Consider the following 14,916-nt stretch of genomic DNA (forward strand, 5'->3'; position numbering starts at 1 on the left):
ATTGCCGAAAGGGAAACGTTAGCTTATCGGTGTGAACCGATTAGCGACGCTTGCCCTTACGGTCGTCCTTCACGTGGCTGCGGAAAGTGCGGGTCGGAGCAAACTCACCGAGCTTGTGACCAACCATCGACTCGGTGATGAACACCGGCACGTGCTTGCGACCGTCGTACACTGCGATGGTGTGACCGAGCATGTCGGGGATAATCATCGAGCGACGCGACCAAGTCTTGATTACGTTCTTGGTGCCCTTCTCGTTCTGAGCTGCAACCTTCAGGTAGAGGTGCTGATCAACGAAAGGGCCCTTCTTCAAACTACGAGGCATGTTTCAGGCTCCTTAGCGCTTCTTGCCAGTACGACGGCGACGAACGATGAGCTTGTCGCTTTCCTTGTTGGGACGGCGGGTACGACCCTCGGGCTTACCGTTGGGGTTAACCGGGTGACGACCACCGGAGGTCTTACCTTCACCACCACCGTGCGGGTGGTCAACCGGGTTCATGACCACACCACGGACGGTCGGGCGGATGCCCTTCCAGCGGTTACGGCCTGCCTTACCCCAGTTGATGTTGGACTGCTCAGCGTTGCCAACTTCACCAACGGTTGCGCGGCAGCGAACATCCACGTTGCGGATTTCTCCGGAGGGCAGACGGAGCTGACCGTACTTACCTTCCTTAGCAACCAGCTGTACAGAAGCACCTGCGGAACGAGCCAGCTTTGCGCCGCCACCGGGGCGGAGCTCGACACAGTGAATCACGGTACCAACGGGGATGTTGCGCAGGGGCAGGTTGTTACCGGGCTTGATGTCAGCTGCGGGGCCGGACTCGACGATGTCGCCCTGAGCGAGCTTGTTCGGAGCGATGATGTAGCGCTTGGAACCATCGAAGTAGTGCAGCAGCGCGATGCGAGCGGTACGGTTGGGATCGTACTCGATGTGTGCAACGCGTGCGTTAACGCCGTCCTTGTCGTGACGACGGAAGTCGATCAGACGGTACTGGCGCTTGTGGCCGCCACCCTTGTGACGGGTGGTGATGCGGCCGGTGTTGTTACGGCCGCCGGTCTTGTGAAGCGGACGAAGCAGGGACTTTTCCGGGGTGGAGCGGGTGATCTCGGAGAAATCAGCAACGCTCGAACCGCGGCGACCCGGGGTCGTCGGCTTGTACTTACGAATACCCATTTAGATATTTCTTCCTTCGTTAAAGTGGTCTCCGCGGGGCTTATGCCTGCGGACCGCCGAAGATGTCGATGGTGCCTTCCTTGAGGGTCACAATCGCACGCTTGGTGTTCTTGCGAGCGCCCCAACCGAAACGGGTGCGCTTGCGCTTGCCCTGACGGTTGATGGTGTTGACGGAAGCAACCTTGACGTCAAAGATCTTCTCGATGGCCTGCTTGATTTCCAGCTTGTTGGAATCGGTAGCAACCTCGAAGGTGTACTTACCTTCGTCGAGCTGACCGTAGCTCTTCTCGGAAACGACGGGAGCGATGATCACGTCGTATACAGACTTGGTGGAAACGCTCATTACTTAGCGCCCTCCTTCTTCTGAGCTGCAGCAACGAATGCGTCGAATGCTGCCTTGGTGAAGACCACGTCGTCAGAAACCAGCACATCGTAGGTGTTGAGCTGATCTGCGTACAGAACGTGGACGTTCTCCAGGTTACGTGCGGACAGAGCCACAACGTCCTCTGCACGAGCAATCACAAGAAGGATGTTCTTGCGCTCGGTGATAGCTGCGAATGCAGCCTTTGCAGCCTTGGTCGAGGGGGTTTCACCGGAGATGAAGTTCTCGACAACGTGGACGCGGTCGTGACGAGCGCGATCAGAGAGAGCACCGCGCAGTGCAGCGGCGATCATCTTCTTGGGGGTGCGCTGTGCGTAGTTACGCGGGGTCGGACCGTGAACAACGCCACCGCCGGTCATGTGCGGTGCACGGATGGAGCCCTGACGTGCGTTACCGGTACCCTTCTGCTTGAAGGGCTTACGGCCTGCACCGGAAACCTCGCCGCGGTTCTTGGTCTTGTGGGTGCCCTGGCGTGCAGCAGCGAGCTGTGCAACGACAACCTGGTGCAGCAGGGGCACGGATGCCTGCGCGTCGAAAATCTCTGCGGGCAGGTCTACCTTAAGGGTCTTAACAGCCATGATGTATTAGGCTCCCTTCACAGCGGTACGAACCAGAACAACGCCGCCCTTGGGACCGGGGATTGCGCCCTTGATCAGCAGGACATTGTTCTCTGCGTCCACACCCTGGATAGTCAGGTTCAAGGTAGTGTGACGTGCTGCGCCCATACGGCCAGCCATGCGCATACCCTTGAACACGCGTGCGGGGTAGGATGCGCCACCGATGGAACCGGGCTTACGGTGGTTCTTGTGCTGACCGTGAGACGCGCCAACACCCTTGAAGCCGTGACGCTTCATAACACCTGCGAAGCCCTTACCCTTGGTCTTACCAACGACGTCGACCTTCTGGCCTGCTTCGAAGAGCTCAACGGTCAGTTCCTGACCGAGGGAATACTCAGAAGCATCTGCGGTACGCAGCTCGACGATGTGGCGACGGGGGGTAACACCGGCCTTCTCGAAGTGACCAGCCAGGGGCTTGGTAACCTTGCGAGAGTCGATTGCACCGAAACCGATCTGAACAGCTTCGTAGCCGTCAGTTTCCTGGTTACGGATCTGGGTAACAACGTTAGAATCAGCCTTGACGACGGTGACGGGCACGAACTTGCCGTCCTCGTCCCAGACCTGGGTCATGCCGAGCTTGGTGCCCAGCAGGCCCTTCACCTGGCGCTCGAATTTGTTAGTCATTAGATGCGATCCTCTACAGCTTGATCTCGATGTTTACGTCTGCCGGCAGGTCGAGACGCATGAGGGCATCAACAGCCTTGGGGGTCGGATCAACAACGTCGATCAGACGCTTGTGCGTACGCATCTCGAAGTGCTCGCGGCTGTCCTTGTACTTGTGGGGAGAACGAATAACACAGTAGACGTTCTTCTCGGTCGGCAGCGGCACGGGGCCAACTACAGTTGCGCCTGCGCCCTTGACCGTTTCGACGATTTTCCGTGCCGAAGAATCGATGACCTCGTGGTCATAGGACTTCAGACGGATGCGGATTTTCTGTCCCGCCATCTGTCGGACTCTCTTTCTTGATGTATTCCCTGTATCGGAGCTTTTGCCCCTTTGTTATAGCGCTTAAGGAACGCGATATATTCATCACGTGCGCCACTCAGAACGGACTGAATCCGGCTTTGCCGGGTTCCTCACCCCGCCTGAGTACCGACCCCCGAACTCGGGCGTGTCGCCTATTTTCTAGACAAACTCGTCCCGTCATCCTTCGGACCGGGTCATACGTGGGCCTACCTTTAGTGCAGGTAGACGCTTTGACAACGTCGTCAATTCTCTCAGAGTTAGAGCCCTGATGCAATACGAACACAAGTTAAGTGCTTAAGAACACTTAACTGTCGCTGTCAACCTGAGGATACTCCCGCGATGTAACTCTCAGGGAGCTTTCAATCTACTTTCAGTAAGTTCCATGCGCTTTATTGCTCTTAATAAAGCTTTTAGGCCTAAAGACTCTCGTATCGTAGAAGTATCACTACAGCCTAAGGAGAAACCATGTCTCAGCCGACACAACCTCATCAGGCATCCTCTAGCTCTCACTCTTCGTCTCAGAGCCCTCAGTATGCTCAGCCGCAAGGTCTCGGCTTGTACGTTCCCCCGTCCCTATCGAGTCCGTATCCTCAGCCTCCTGCGCAGCGACGCCGGGTCAATGAGGATATCTTCCTCAATATTGTTCTGTACATCGGCTCGCTCCTGCTCATCGGCGCTGCAGGTCTTTTTGTCACCTCGGTGACTTCTTCTCAGGATGAAACGGCTATCTTCCGTGTCCTCGCAATGGCGCTTGGAGCAATTGTCTTCTACGGAGCCGGTCTGCTCACCTACCGTTTCGTAGAGCGCCTGCGTATTGCCTCCTACTCTTTTGCAGCAACGGGTCTTGCGTTTATTCCTCTGACCGGCGTTGCTATCTATGTCCTCAAGATTTGGACTGAAGGACGCTACATCTGGCTCCTCACGTCTCTGGTTGGCACTGCAGCTATTGTTGGAGCCTGCGCCCTCATGCGTAACCGTGTGATGGCGTACCTGCTGATTTCGTTCATCGTTTCGGACTCGTTGGCAGCTACGAAGGTGGCGGCTCTGCCTTTCGTTTGGTATTTCGTTTCTCTGACTGCCGTTGCCACTGTTCTGGGTTTGATTCTGCACTTTGCCCCGAATGCTGCCCCGAAGGGTATCCGCGAAGGTCTTGTTGATTCTTCCCGTATTTTCGTCCCGGCTACTGCCGTCGCCATTTTCTTCTTTACCAACGATCTGAGCTACACGGATGCAGGTATTGCCTTTGCGGTCATGTCTGTGCACGCCATTCTGTTCACCTGGCTGAACGGCACGGCGGATTACTACGCCCAGGCACGCATCTACCCGATTGCATCCATTCTCTCCTTCATCATGGACTCGGATCACGGCCCGTGGTTCCCCAGTATCTTCTTCGTCTCTGTTCTGGTTGTTAACCTGATTTCTGCCTACGTATTTATTCCTCGTCTGCAGAAGACTATTGCTGGTTCCGCTCCTGCTGCCGCTGAACAGTCCGAGCAGGTGCAAAGCACCCCGGCTATCCCCTGGGCGAAGGAAGCTCCTCACCATCCCGCTCACAAGATGGAGTGGTTGCCGGCAATTGACGCATGCGTCGGCGTATTCTTCTCCTTCTTTGCTCTCCTTGATGCCTTCTACACTGCTCACGTCGCTGATAGCGTTACCTACGCAACGCGCTGGAGCACTTTCCTTCCCTATGCAGAGGGTAATCAAGGTGTCTTCCCCGCGCCCTGGGTTATTGGTGTCCTCTGCATTGTCAGTTTCTTGCTGTACCGCAAGGCAATTCAGCCTCTGGTGCTCATGAGTTTTGTAGCGCTCATTCCTGTTATTGGCATGTACGCCTCCCCTGGCAACCAGGGAACGTTCTACCTCTTCTTTGCCGCGGCTGTAGTCATCTATCTGGTCAGTGCTAAGGCTCCCGAGGCACGTACCGCTGGAGCGGTACTGAGCAACATCGGTTATGCCATTGGTATGATTCAGCTCTTCCTCGCTCTCATTCCTGAGATGCAGACTTCTGAGTCGCTTTTGATGTTTGCGTTGGTCTGCGCCGCTATTGCGCTGCTGACTTTTGTCCTCTCTCAGGGCGTTGCAGTACAGAACGCAAGCTACCGTCTTGTAGAGATGTCGGTCTACCTCTTCTTGGGCGTTTTTGCTCTCTTCGTTGGGTACGTAGCTAACCATGCTGATGGCGGAGCACATGGCCGATTCTGGGTTGGTTTCCCGCTCTTCTCGGGTGCCGTCCTCTTCTTGAGCGTCCTGAGCGCTCTTATTCTGGCCCGCGCGCTACGACTTTCGGACGTTGGTTCCTTCCGCTCCACGCTTGTCATGTTTGTCCGTATCGCGTTCTACGCGACTCTGCTTATCGCGACGATTGGCTCGCGACACTACCTGCTGTACGACTTGCAGAAGGAGTACATTGCTGTAGCACTGCCGGCGCTCCTAACCGTCGTTTATGGTGCGCTTGGTTTCTTTATGCCGGTTGGCTCTTCGATTCGTTCGGAGCTACTCACCGTTGCGCGATTCCCCATCTGCTGGTCGGTCATTCTGCTCGCGATTACCGGCAATATGAAGGAATCGCTCGTAGACTTCCTCGTACTTGCACTGCTGGCGGTTCAGGCGCTGTGCAGCGTGCTACTCTATGCGTACTCCAAGCGAAACTACGAAGCATACGCGGCGGCGATTTTCTTCACCCTTGGTTCTGTCCTGAGCGCAGGCCGTTTCATTGGCGATTTTGATAATCTTCTGTTCGCGGTAGCAACTCCTGCTATCTTCATCGCTGTATGGGTGCTTGCCCTTATCTTCAGGGTCTCCCGCATGCAGATTGGTGCCTCCATCAGCATCACGACTTTCTGCATCGGTGCTCTGTGGAATCTCTTCAACACGAGGGAAAGCACAATGGAGATGACTCTTCTGGGCTACTACGCTCTGATTGCCGTCATCATCCTGTTCGTTCTGAAGGTCACGCTCCCGATTGAGGTCTTCGGTGTGAACGCTAATGTTCGTCCGCGCATCGCTGTCCCGGTTGGTAATACGATGGTTGATTTGCCGATGCACGGCCCGTTGGGTGCCCCTTACGCGCGTTTCCTGTCTCGTCGTCCCCTGAGCCAGGGTATCTATGCACCGGTCAATACGCTGCTGATGATTCCCGCTCTGGCGACGCTGGGATTCTACACTTTCGTTGGGCTGGTTTTTGAGCCCAGGCAGGTGGAGCTCAACGCACTTCTCTGGGGTCTAGGCGCTCTGTCCTTCGTGTCTGTCACCAAGGCGAAGAACCTGCCGACCGTCTGCACTACGGCGTTCAGCCTCTTCATCGCCCGTCTGGTCATTGATTACTCAAAGTCCAATCCCCTGAGCGTCATTCTTGAGGTTGCTCTCCTGATTCTGCTGGCTGTTGTAGCTGCCAAGGTTCTCAAGAACTTCATCGCAAAGAGGCCTGTAGACGAGCAGGTATCGGATTCTCCTCTGTACTGGGCTTTGGGCCTGCAGGTGTTCCTCACCCTGGTAACGTGGGCAGTTCCCGCTGACGGTCCGGATATCGTAGTGCTGGTACTCGGCATTGCCCTGACTCTCCTGAGCGCTCTGCTGCTCGACCGAGTCTGGACCTATATCGCAACTGCGCTAGTCACCCTCGACCTGGCGATTTTGCTCAACGGTCTGAACCCGCTGACCTTGCTGATCATTTCTATTCTGCTCATTGCCGGCGTTATCTGGCGCCTGCTGGTGCGACAGAACAAGCAGGATGCAGCAGCTCCGCACCAGGATTCTGAGCAGCTCGGGAATTTCCCGCACACTCAAGATCAGCCGGATATGTATCCGCAGGGCAACGTCCAGATGCAGCAGCCCCCGGCTCCTCAGCAGGGCTACCAGCCTCTCCACGAGGAAAACCTCTAGCGATCAGCACACATAGGTTCTATTCCTACGGCATTCTGTAGTAGGATTAGCTATGTCCCTTCCGAGGGGCAGTCATTCGAATTGCGGTTCCCAGCCTTCGGGCTGGGAACCGTTTTTCTTTGTCCGCAGATTCTATATTCCATCTACAGGGTCTGTAGTCGCTCCCCCGCCGCAAGCCGGTCCGCATGACCCAGATTCTGTCTCGAGCCAGCAGATCTCTGAACGGAGTAGGCAATCGTTCCCCTACCCAGGTTCTTTCCATGTCCAGCTTCTTTCCATATCCAGGAGTTCAGAATCTACGGCTAGAAGGTACGGACATGTCATACCGCCGCCGAGGAGGGTGTTCCCTGCCGCTACAGATTCACCATGAACTCCGCTATCGGCCACGTATACCCCTTCAGAAGCCTTGAGCGGCTGCTGAGACGAACTGATAACGCTCAGAGCGGGGTTTTTATACAGCCCAGCAGATAATGTCGCTCTCTCCTTCGCCGGAGCCTTCAGCAACCCGCAAAAGGGCATAACAAAAGGACCCCCGCAGATGCGGGGGTCCTTGAGTATCGCTACCTGATGGAGAGTTACCTCTCCGGCAGATCTTTAGCGAATTGTCGTAAATTTACGGCAATTACTTGATGATCTTGGTAACGCGACCCGAACCAACGGTGCGGCCACCCTCACGGATAGCGAAGCCGAGGCCCTCTTCCATTGCGATGGGCTGGATCAGGGTAACGGTCATCTCGGTGTTGTCACCGGGCATAACCATCTCGGTGCCCTCGGGGAGGGTGATAACGCCGGTCACGTCAGTGGTACGGAAGTAGAACTGAGGACGGTAGTTGGAGTAGAAGGGGTTGTGACGGCCACCCTCATCCTTGGAGAGGATGTAGACGTTTGCCTCGAACTCGGTGTGGGGGGTGATGGAGCCCGGCTCCACGACAACCTGACCACGCTCAACATCGTCACGCTTCAGACCACGCAGCAGCAGACCACAGTTCTCGCCTGCCCATGCTTCGTCGAGCTGCTTGTGGAACATCTCGATACCGGTAACGGTGGTCTTCTGAATCGGACGGATACCGACAATCTCGACCTCGGAGTTGATCTTCAGGGTACCGCGCTCTGCACGACCGGTAACAACGGTGCCACGACCGGTAATGGTGAAGACGTCCTCGATGGGCATGAGGAAGGGCTTGTCCTTCTCACGCACGGGGTCCGGAATGTAGGTGTCGACTGCGTCCATGAGCTCCTCGACCTTAGCAACCCACTCGGGGTCGCCTTCGAGAGCCTTCAGTGCGGAAACGCGAACAACGGGAGCGTTGTCGCCGTCGAACTCCTGCGAGGAGAGGAGGTCACGGACCTCCATCTCGACGAGGTCGAGGAGCTCTTCGTCGTCAACCATGTCTGCCTTGTTCAGTGCAACCAGCAGGGTGGGGACGCCAACCTGGCGAGCGAGCAGAACGTGCTCGCGGGTCTGTGCCATGGGGCCGTCGGTAGCAGCAACCACGAGGATTGCGCCGTCCATCTGAGCCGCACCGGTAATCATGTTCTTGACGTAGTCAGCGTGGCCGGGAGCGTCAACGTGTGCGTAGTGGCGCTTCTCGGTCTGGTACTCGATGTGAGCAATGTTAATGGTAATACCGCGCTGGCGCTCCTCGGGAGCGGAGTCGATCATACCGAAGTCGCGCTTCTCGTTCAGGTCCGGGTACTTGTCAGCCAGAACCTTGGAGATTGCTGCGGTCAGGGTGGTCTTACCGTGGTCAACGTGACCAATGGTACCGACGTTAACGTGAGGCTTGGAGCGCTCGAACTTAGCCTTAGCCAAGAGTGTTCCTCCTAGAACGATTGAAAACATGCACGCGGATCTTCGCTCCGGCGCATCCCGTTATAAAACGGTCTAGCGTCTACAATAGCGGATTACGCCGCAGAGATGAAACTGTTCATGCTCTCAATAATGGATTTAATTGAAAATTTTAGCGTGGGCCACAGGTTTTTAGCCCGTGGCCCACGGGTGAGACGCGAAAATTACTCGCCGCGGCTCTTCTGAATGATCTCGTCAGCGACGTTCTTGGGAACCTCGCCGTAGCTGTCGAATGCCATCGAGAACACTGCACGACCCTGGGTCTTGCCACGCAGGTCGCCAATGTAACCGAACATTTCGGTCAGGGGCACGATAGCCTTGATGATCTTAACGCCGGATGCGTCCTCCATGGAACGAACCTGGCCACGGCGGGAGTTCAGGTCGCCGATAACGTCGCCCATGTACTCCTCGGGGGTACGAACCTCAACGTCCATCAGCGGCTCGAGCAGGACCGGGTTAGCGCGCTTAGCGCCTTCCTTGAAGACCATCGAACCAGCGATCTTGAACGCCATTTCGGAGGAGTCGACGTCGTGGTAAGCACCGTCGATCAGGGTTGCCTTCACGCCCACCATCGGGTAGCCAGCGAGGACACCGAACTTCATAGCGTCCTGGATACCAGCGTCGACCGAGGGGATGTACTCGCGAGGAACGCGGCCACCGGTGACCTTGTCCTCGAACTCGTACAGCTCTTCGCCATCCAGGGGCAGGGGCTCGAAGGAGACCTGCACCTTTGCGAATTGACCGGAACCACCGGTCTGCTTCTTGTGGGTGTAGTCGACCTTCTCGACTGCCTTCTTGATGGTCTCGCGGTAAGCAACCTGAGGCTTACCAACGTTAGCCTCAACCTTGAACTCACGCTTCATACGGTCAACGATGATGTCCAGGTGCAGCTCACCCATACCACCAATTTCGGTCTGACCGGTTTCTTCGTTCAGCGAAACGGTGAAGGTGGGGTCCTCAGCGGAGAGCTTCTGGATAGCGGTGGACATCTTCTCCTGGTCACCCTTGGTCTTGGGCTCGATAGCCACGAAGATCACGGGATCGGGGAAGGTCATCGACTCGAGAACAATCGGGTGTGCGGGGTCGCACAGGGTGTCACCGGTGGTGGTGTCCTTCAGACCGATTGCAGCGTAAATGTGACCTGCGGTGATCTCCTCAACAGGGTTCTCCTTGTTGGAGTGCATCTGGAAGAGCTTACCGATGCGCTCCTTCTTACCCTTGGTGGAGTTCAGAACCTGCTGGCCCTGAGCTGCGGTACCGGAGTACACACGGGTGTAGGTCAGCTGACCATAGAACGGGTGAGCTGCAACCTTGAACGCCAGTGCTGCGAAGGGCTCCTCAGCGGATGCCTTACGGGTCAGCTTCTCTTCCTCGTTGGAGGGGTTGGAGCCGACAACGTCCGGAACGTCCAGCGGGGAGGGCAGGTACTCGATCACAGCGTCCAGCATGGGCTGAACACCGCGGTTCTTGAATGCAGAACCACAGAGAACGGGGAATGCCTCACCGGAGATAACCAGCTGACGGATACCAGCCTTAATCTCGGGGATGGTCAGCTCGCCCTCTTCGAGGTACTTCTCCATGAGCTCTTCGCTAGCCTCAGCAACAGCCTCAACCAGCTCAGCGCGGTACTGTTCAGCCTTCTCAACCAGGTCAGCAGGAATGTCCTGAACCTCGTAAGAGGAGCCCATGGTCACGTCACCCTTGGCGTCGCCGGGCCAGACGTATGCCTTCATTTCGAGCAGGTCAACAACACCGAGGAAGTCGCTCTCAGCGCCGATGGGGAGCTGAACAACCAGCGGGCGTGCGCCCAGGCGGTCGATGATGGTCTGAACGGTGAAGTAGAAGTCAGCACCCATCTTGTCCATCTTGTTGACGAAGCAGATACGGGGGACATCGTACTTGTCAGCCTGGCGCCAAACGGTCTCAGACTGGGGCTCAACACCTTCCTTGCCGTCGAACACAGCAACTGCGCCGTCGAGGACGCGCAGGGAGCGCTCAACCTCAACGGTGAAGTCGACGTGACCGGGGGTGTCGATAATGTTGATCTGGTTGTCCTTCCAGAAGCAGGTGGTTGCTGCGGAGGTAATGGTAATACCTCGCTCCTGCTCCTGAGCCATCCAGTCCATGGTGGAAGCGCCGTCGTGAGTCTCACCAATCTTGTGGTTAATACCGGTGTAGAACAGAATGCGCTCAGTGGTGGTGGTCTTACCGGCGTCGATGTGCGCCATAATACCGATGTTGCGGACCTTGTTAAGGTCGGTGAACACGTCAAGTGCCACGTTATTCTCCCTAAATGAGATACTCCGAAAGCCTGCCGACTCGAATCGACTCGGCAGGCTCTAAACGGAGAATTACCAGCGGTAGTGTGCGAAGGCCTTGTTGGACTCGGCCATCTTGTGAGTGTCCTCGCGACGCTTCACAGCGGCACCGAGACCATTGGATGCATCCAGGATCTCGTTCATCAGACGCTCAGTCATGGTCTTCTCGCGGCGCTGCTTGGAGAAGCCAACGAGCCAGCGAAGAGCCAGAGCGGTGGAACGGCCGGGGCGAACCTCAACCGGAACCTGGTAGGTTGCACCGCCAACGCGGCGGGAGCGAACCTCGAGAGAAGGCTTAATGTTGTCCATAGCCTTCTTCAGGGTTGCGACCGGGTCAGAACCGGTCTTCTTCTCGACGCCCTCGAGGGCACCGTAGACGATGCGCTCTGCGACGGACTTCTTGCCGTCCAGCAGAACCTTGTTGATCAGCTGGGTGACCAGAGCGGAACCGTAAACAGGATCGTTTACGAGGGGACGCTTGGGAGCGGGACCCTTACGAGGCATTACTTCTTCTCCTTCTTAGCGCCGTAGCGGGAGCGAGCCTGGCCGCGACCCTTAACACCCTGGGTATCCAGAGCGCCACGAACGATCTTGTAGCGAACACCGGGGAGGTCCTTCACACGACCACCGCGAACGAGCACAATCGAGTGCTCCTGCAGGTTGTGACCCTCACCGGGGATGTATGCGGTAACCTCGACGCCGCCGTTGAGCTTGACACGAGCGACCTTACGCAGTGCCGAGTTCGGCTTCTTCGGGGTGGTGGTGTACACACGGGTGCACACGCCACGCTTCATGGGGTTGCCCTTCAGTGCGGGCGCCTTGGTCTTAACGACCTTGGGAGTCCGGCCCTTGCGGACCAGCTGCTGAATAGTAGGCACGTTTTCTCCGTTGCTTGATCAGGTTTCTCGTTAGAGAAGCCCGTATAAACTTACTGGCCCCCATCACGTTGGATGGGTGCTCTCGGTTATCAGAAACGCTCGGATGCATATCCGGTTGGTTTCTATAGGTTCCTCGACATCTCGGCGAGTTCTCAGGGCTAAAATTCCCCACCATCAGAGGTGAAAAAGTTTTTGGGCACGCTTAAAAATGGCATTTAGGCGTCAGCAAAAAGCAACGCCAAAGGACGGTATCCATACTGCCATTGATTCATCATGCCCGTGCCCTCGGGAAATATCCCGCGTAAACCCACCGGGGGTGGATCCTTGTGCACCGAGCTCAAGTACTTCGGATAAGACTATACAGGTTAAATCCCGCTTAATCTAGCGCCAGAGCGGAGATTCTTTGCTTTTAAGCCCCCATCCAAGGGTAAAAGCTGATGATTTGCCTCACTTAAATTACATTGTTGGGATTCACCCCTCCCCTGCACCCTCTCTGAGGCGATCCAAAGCAGAAAGCCGCCAAGAATCACACACACGATTCTTGACGGCTTCAATACTTGCGGGAGGCGAGCACAGAACCGCGCCCGCCTCCCGCAAGAGAATATTCAGTTATAGGTCCGCCACAGCAGCTACTGGACTACGCCACCTGGAAGACTCGAGTCTGCCCCTCAAACGGGGTGATAGTCTTCGAATTCTTCTTAGCATTGCCGTAGTAGCGGATGCGGTACTGCCCCTTAGGAGTATTAGCCGGCACCTTCCAGCGAACCGTCACCTGAGACGCCGAAACGCCAATGCGCTTCCATTCAAAGAAGGTATCCGGGTTGTTATCCCCGGTGTAGTACTTCCAGGTATTACCCACACGACGCTCAATCACGAAATAGCTACCGTCGTGATGAATATTGTTATTCGGGTGAGCACCCGCAAAACGAGCCGTTACCTCTTCGCGGCCGGCAATAGCGTCCTGAGGCTGCTGAGTGACCTGGCCGTAACGCATACCGAACATGGGGGTATCGTAGACGACCTTACCCTGCAGGCTGGCTACCGGGCGACGATCATTCGGACGGTCACCAATACCCAGCGGAGTGCCATTCTTGAGCGAAGTTCCGACAATATTAATGGTCTGGCGGAACGCGCTGGAGGTGTAACGACCGAAGAGGGTCGCGCCACCTTCATACTGCTGAGAGTCATATTCTTCAGGGGTCGTCACGTAGTGGTCGTAGGCGTTGGTGTAGCCCTGCAGAATAATATGCGATTCGGGAACACCGAAAAGCTTGGCAGCATCCTGGCGGTATTGCACACCTACCGCACCGGTGAACTCACCGGGCATACCCAGCAGGTAGTAGTCACCGAAGCGCATAATCTGCACCGGATACTTTTCCTGAATGATCGTTCCATTTTTTGCAGAGAAGAGAATACCCTTCGGCTGCTGGCAACGCGCCTGCGCGGCGCTCGGAGTGAACACCAAAGTACCCAGAATAGAGGGGCGACCAGAGCCTTCCTTATAAACAGCCCAACCACCACCGCCGTCCTCAGTGGAACCGGCACCAAACGGAGTACCCAGGAAGCCCTGGCAGGTGCGCTCATTATGGCCGCTACCGGTGTACTTGGCATCCACGTTCATACCCGAGAAATTGAAGTACGAAATACGCGAATCCAGACCCTTACCCACCGGAGTACCCGCGCTCTTGAGCTGAGAACGCACAGCATTAGCCTGCTTCTCACCCTGAATCTTCACATTCTTGAACTGGTCATTAGTGGGACCCTGACCAGGCCTCAACCAAGTATTCGGGGAAACATCACCAGCATTAGCATTTGCAAACGCCGCAACGAAACCATCACCGCTACCGGGAACATTGCGATCAACACCATGATCCTGAGTCTCCAGCAGATACTCCGCATAACCCTTGTTATCACTCGAAATCAGAGTATTCTTCGAGGTCAAAGACGTCGGATGAATCGCATACCAGTTCAACACCGCACGAGTCTTACCGTTGCGCTCCAGACGCAGAGTCATATTGGTCGGATCGGTACCGCCGGGCAACTTAGAACGCAACTGGGGAGAATCCAGATTAAACGCCTCGCGGGAACGGTTAGCACCAACACCGGTCAGCTTCGAAGAAGAAATCGTCAGGTTACCCGGAGCCAGGTCCTTAGTTGCCTGGCGGATTGCCTTCAGCGAACCATCCACCTGAGCATTGAAAGTGTCCTGATGGAAACCCAGAGTGGTGATGTTGTACAGGCTCTGGTGCGTAATACCACCGGGGGTCGCATGGGTGTGGGTAGCGGTAATCATAATGTTCGACTCATCGTACGCAGAACCAAACTCAGCGCGGATACGCTTCACCAGCTCATCACGCAAAGACTGCCAACTGGTCAACGTATCGAGTACAACAATGAGGTTGCGCTTACCCGAAGCTCGATCCACAGCGATGAAAGCGCGTGCGTACTGGCGAGTATGCACACCGCTACCCTTCTGAGAGGTCTCACCGTAACCCATGAAGCCGACCTCACCGGGCTCACCGGTAATATCCGCTGCCCCCGCACCCACCAGGTAGGGGGTGGCGCTAGAGCTCTGAGAAGCAGGGGCTGCGGTCGCAATCTGACCGGCAGGAAGAACTGCGGAAGCCGCAATAAGGCATGCCGCACCAATACGAGCGAGAGAATGCACGGGCGTCTTAAAGCGCGAAAAAACAGAGGAGCGCTTTTGCTCCCCTGCAGTCGAGGAGGGGTTCTGTTCAGATTCGTGAGACTGTGCCGCCCCGGAAGACAGTCGGGTGCCACCAGTAGTCACCCGTCCGGAAGAGATTGGAGTGATATGCATGCCTTCAAGAATAGAACCTAGTCAAAAG

Annotated in this window: 12 protein-coding genes; 1 reads left to right on the plus strand and 11 read right to left on the minus strand. The window is 56.2% G+C overall.

What is annotated here, in order from left to right:
* Nucleotides 1-40 precede the first annotated feature (40 nt).
* From rpsS to rpsJ, 6 genes are read right to left on the minus strand one after another with little or no spacing between them, the layout of a single operon-like run.
* Nucleotides 41-322, minus strand: a complete 282-nt coding sequence (gene rpsS, locus HMPREF2879_RS03935) for a 30S ribosomal protein S19 (RefSeq protein WP_004005282.1) — start codon at nucleotides 320-322, stop codon at nucleotides 41-43.
* Nucleotides 323-334: 12 nt separating this feature from the next.
* Nucleotides 335-1,171, minus strand: coding sequence for a 50S ribosomal protein L2 (gene rplB / locus HMPREF2879_RS03940; RefSeq protein ID WP_005504961.1), 837 nt, complete (start codon nucleotides 1,169-1,171; stop codon nucleotides 335-337).
* 40 nt (nucleotides 1,172-1,211) lie between these two features.
* The gene (gene rplW, locus HMPREF2879_RS03945; protein WP_005504959.1) at nucleotides 1,212-1,514 is read right to left on the minus strand and encodes a 50S ribosomal protein L23; all 303 of its coding nucleotides are present in this window, start codon (nucleotides 1,512-1,514) and stop codon (nucleotides 1,212-1,214) included.
* Nucleotides 1,514-2,131: a 50S ribosomal protein L4 gene (rplD, locus tag HMPREF2879_RS03950; protein ID WP_005504957.1), complete on the minus strand. Its 618-nt coding sequence runs from the start codon at nucleotides 2,129-2,131 to the stop codon at nucleotides 1,514-1,516. Before rplD ends, rplW begins: the two co-directional genes overlap by 1 nt.
* Before the next feature lie 6 nt (nucleotides 2,132-2,137).
* Nucleotides 2,138-2,794, minus strand: a complete 657-nt coding sequence (gene rplC / locus HMPREF2879_RS03955) for a 50S ribosomal protein L3 (RefSeq protein ID WP_005504955.1) — start codon at nucleotides 2,792-2,794, stop codon at nucleotides 2,138-2,140.
* Nucleotides 2,795-2,807: 13 nt separating this feature from the next.
* A complete protein-coding gene (gene rpsJ, locus HMPREF2879_RS03960) occupies nucleotides 2,808-3,116 on the minus strand; it encodes a 30S ribosomal protein S10 (RefSeq protein WP_004005287.1) in 309 nt (102 codons plus the stop codon).
* Nucleotides 3,117-3,692: 576 nt separating this feature from the next.
* On the opposite strand from rpsJ, the gene HMPREF2879_RS03965 reads away from it, so the two are divergent.
* On the plus strand, nucleotides 3,693-7,022 hold the full coding sequence (locus HMPREF2879_RS03965) for a Fe2+/Zn2+ uptake regulation protein (protein ID WP_246822900.1): 3,330 nt from the start codon (nucleotides 3,693-3,695) through the stop codon (nucleotides 7,020-7,022).
* 622 nt (nucleotides 7,023-7,644) lie between these two features.
* Here HMPREF2879_RS03965 and tuf read toward each other — a convergent pair.
* From tuf to HMPREF2879_RS03990, 5 genes are all read right to left on the minus strand, one after another.
* Complete coding sequence (gene tuf, locus HMPREF2879_RS03970) at nucleotides 7,645-8,835, minus strand: elongation factor Tu (RefSeq protein ID WP_005508397.1); 1,191 nt, start codon at nucleotides 8,833-8,835, stop codon at nucleotides 7,645-7,647.
* Between the two features lie 200 nt (nucleotides 8,836-9,035).
* Nucleotides 9,036-11,150, minus strand: a complete 2,115-nt coding sequence (fusA, locus tag HMPREF2879_RS03975) for an elongation factor G (RefSeq protein WP_049347282.1) — start codon at nucleotides 11,148-11,150, stop codon at nucleotides 9,036-9,038.
* A 72-nt stretch (nucleotides 11,151-11,222) separates the two neighbouring features.
* Nucleotides 11,223-11,693, minus strand: a complete 471-nt coding sequence (gene rpsG / locus HMPREF2879_RS03980) for a 30S ribosomal protein S7 (RefSeq protein WP_005504941.1) — start codon at nucleotides 11,691-11,693, stop codon at nucleotides 11,223-11,225.
* On the minus strand, nucleotides 11,693-12,067 hold the full coding sequence (gene rpsL / locus HMPREF2879_RS03985) for a 30S ribosomal protein S12 (protein ID WP_005504939.1): 375 nt from the start codon (nucleotides 12,065-12,067) through the stop codon (nucleotides 11,693-11,695). The genes rpsG and rpsL overlap by 1 nt, the downstream gene beginning before the upstream one ends.
* Before the next feature lie 637 nt (nucleotides 12,068-12,704).
* On the minus strand, nucleotides 12,705-14,735 hold the full coding sequence (locus HMPREF2879_RS03990; protein ID WP_070634864.1) for a neutral/alkaline non-lysosomal ceramidase N-terminal domain-containing protein: 2,031 nt from the start codon (nucleotides 14,733-14,735) through the stop codon (nucleotides 12,705-12,707).
* Nucleotides 14,736-14,916: the final 181 nt, after the last annotated feature.

The sequence above is a fragment of the Rothia sp. HMSC069C04 genome (assembly GCF_001812895.1).
In the GTDB taxonomy this organism is placed as follows: Bacteria; Actinomycetota; Actinomycetes; order Actinomycetales; family Micrococcaceae; genus Rothia.

Bases quoted from the DNA above. Each gene is read 5' to 3' on its own strand.
- rpsJ (WP_004005287.1), bottom strand. From the start codon at position 3,116: ATGGCGGGACAGAAAATCCGCATCCGTCTGAAGTCCTATGACCACGAG.
- rplC (WP_005504955.1), bottom strand. From the start codon at position 2,794: ATGACTAACAAATTCGAGCGCCAGGTGAAGGGCCTGCTGGGCACCAAG.
- rpsS (WP_004005282.1), bottom strand. From the start codon at position 322: ATGCCTCGTAGTTTGAAGAAGGGCCCTTTCGTTGATCAGCACCTCTAC.
- rplD (WP_005504957.1), bottom strand. From the start codon at position 2,131: ATGGCTGTTAAGACCCTTAAGGTAGACCTGCCCGCAGAGATTTTCGAC.
- rplW (WP_005504959.1), bottom strand. From the start codon at position 1,514: ATGAGCGTTTCCACCAAGTCTGTATACGACGTGATCATCGCTCCCGTC.
- rplB (WP_005504961.1), bottom strand. From the start codon at position 1,171: ATGGGTATTCGTAAGTACAAGCCGACGACCCCGGGTCGCCGCGGTTCG.
- rpsG (WP_005504941.1), bottom strand. From the start codon at position 11,693: ATGCCTCGTAAGGGTCCCGCTCCCAAGCGTCCCCTCGTAAACGATCCT.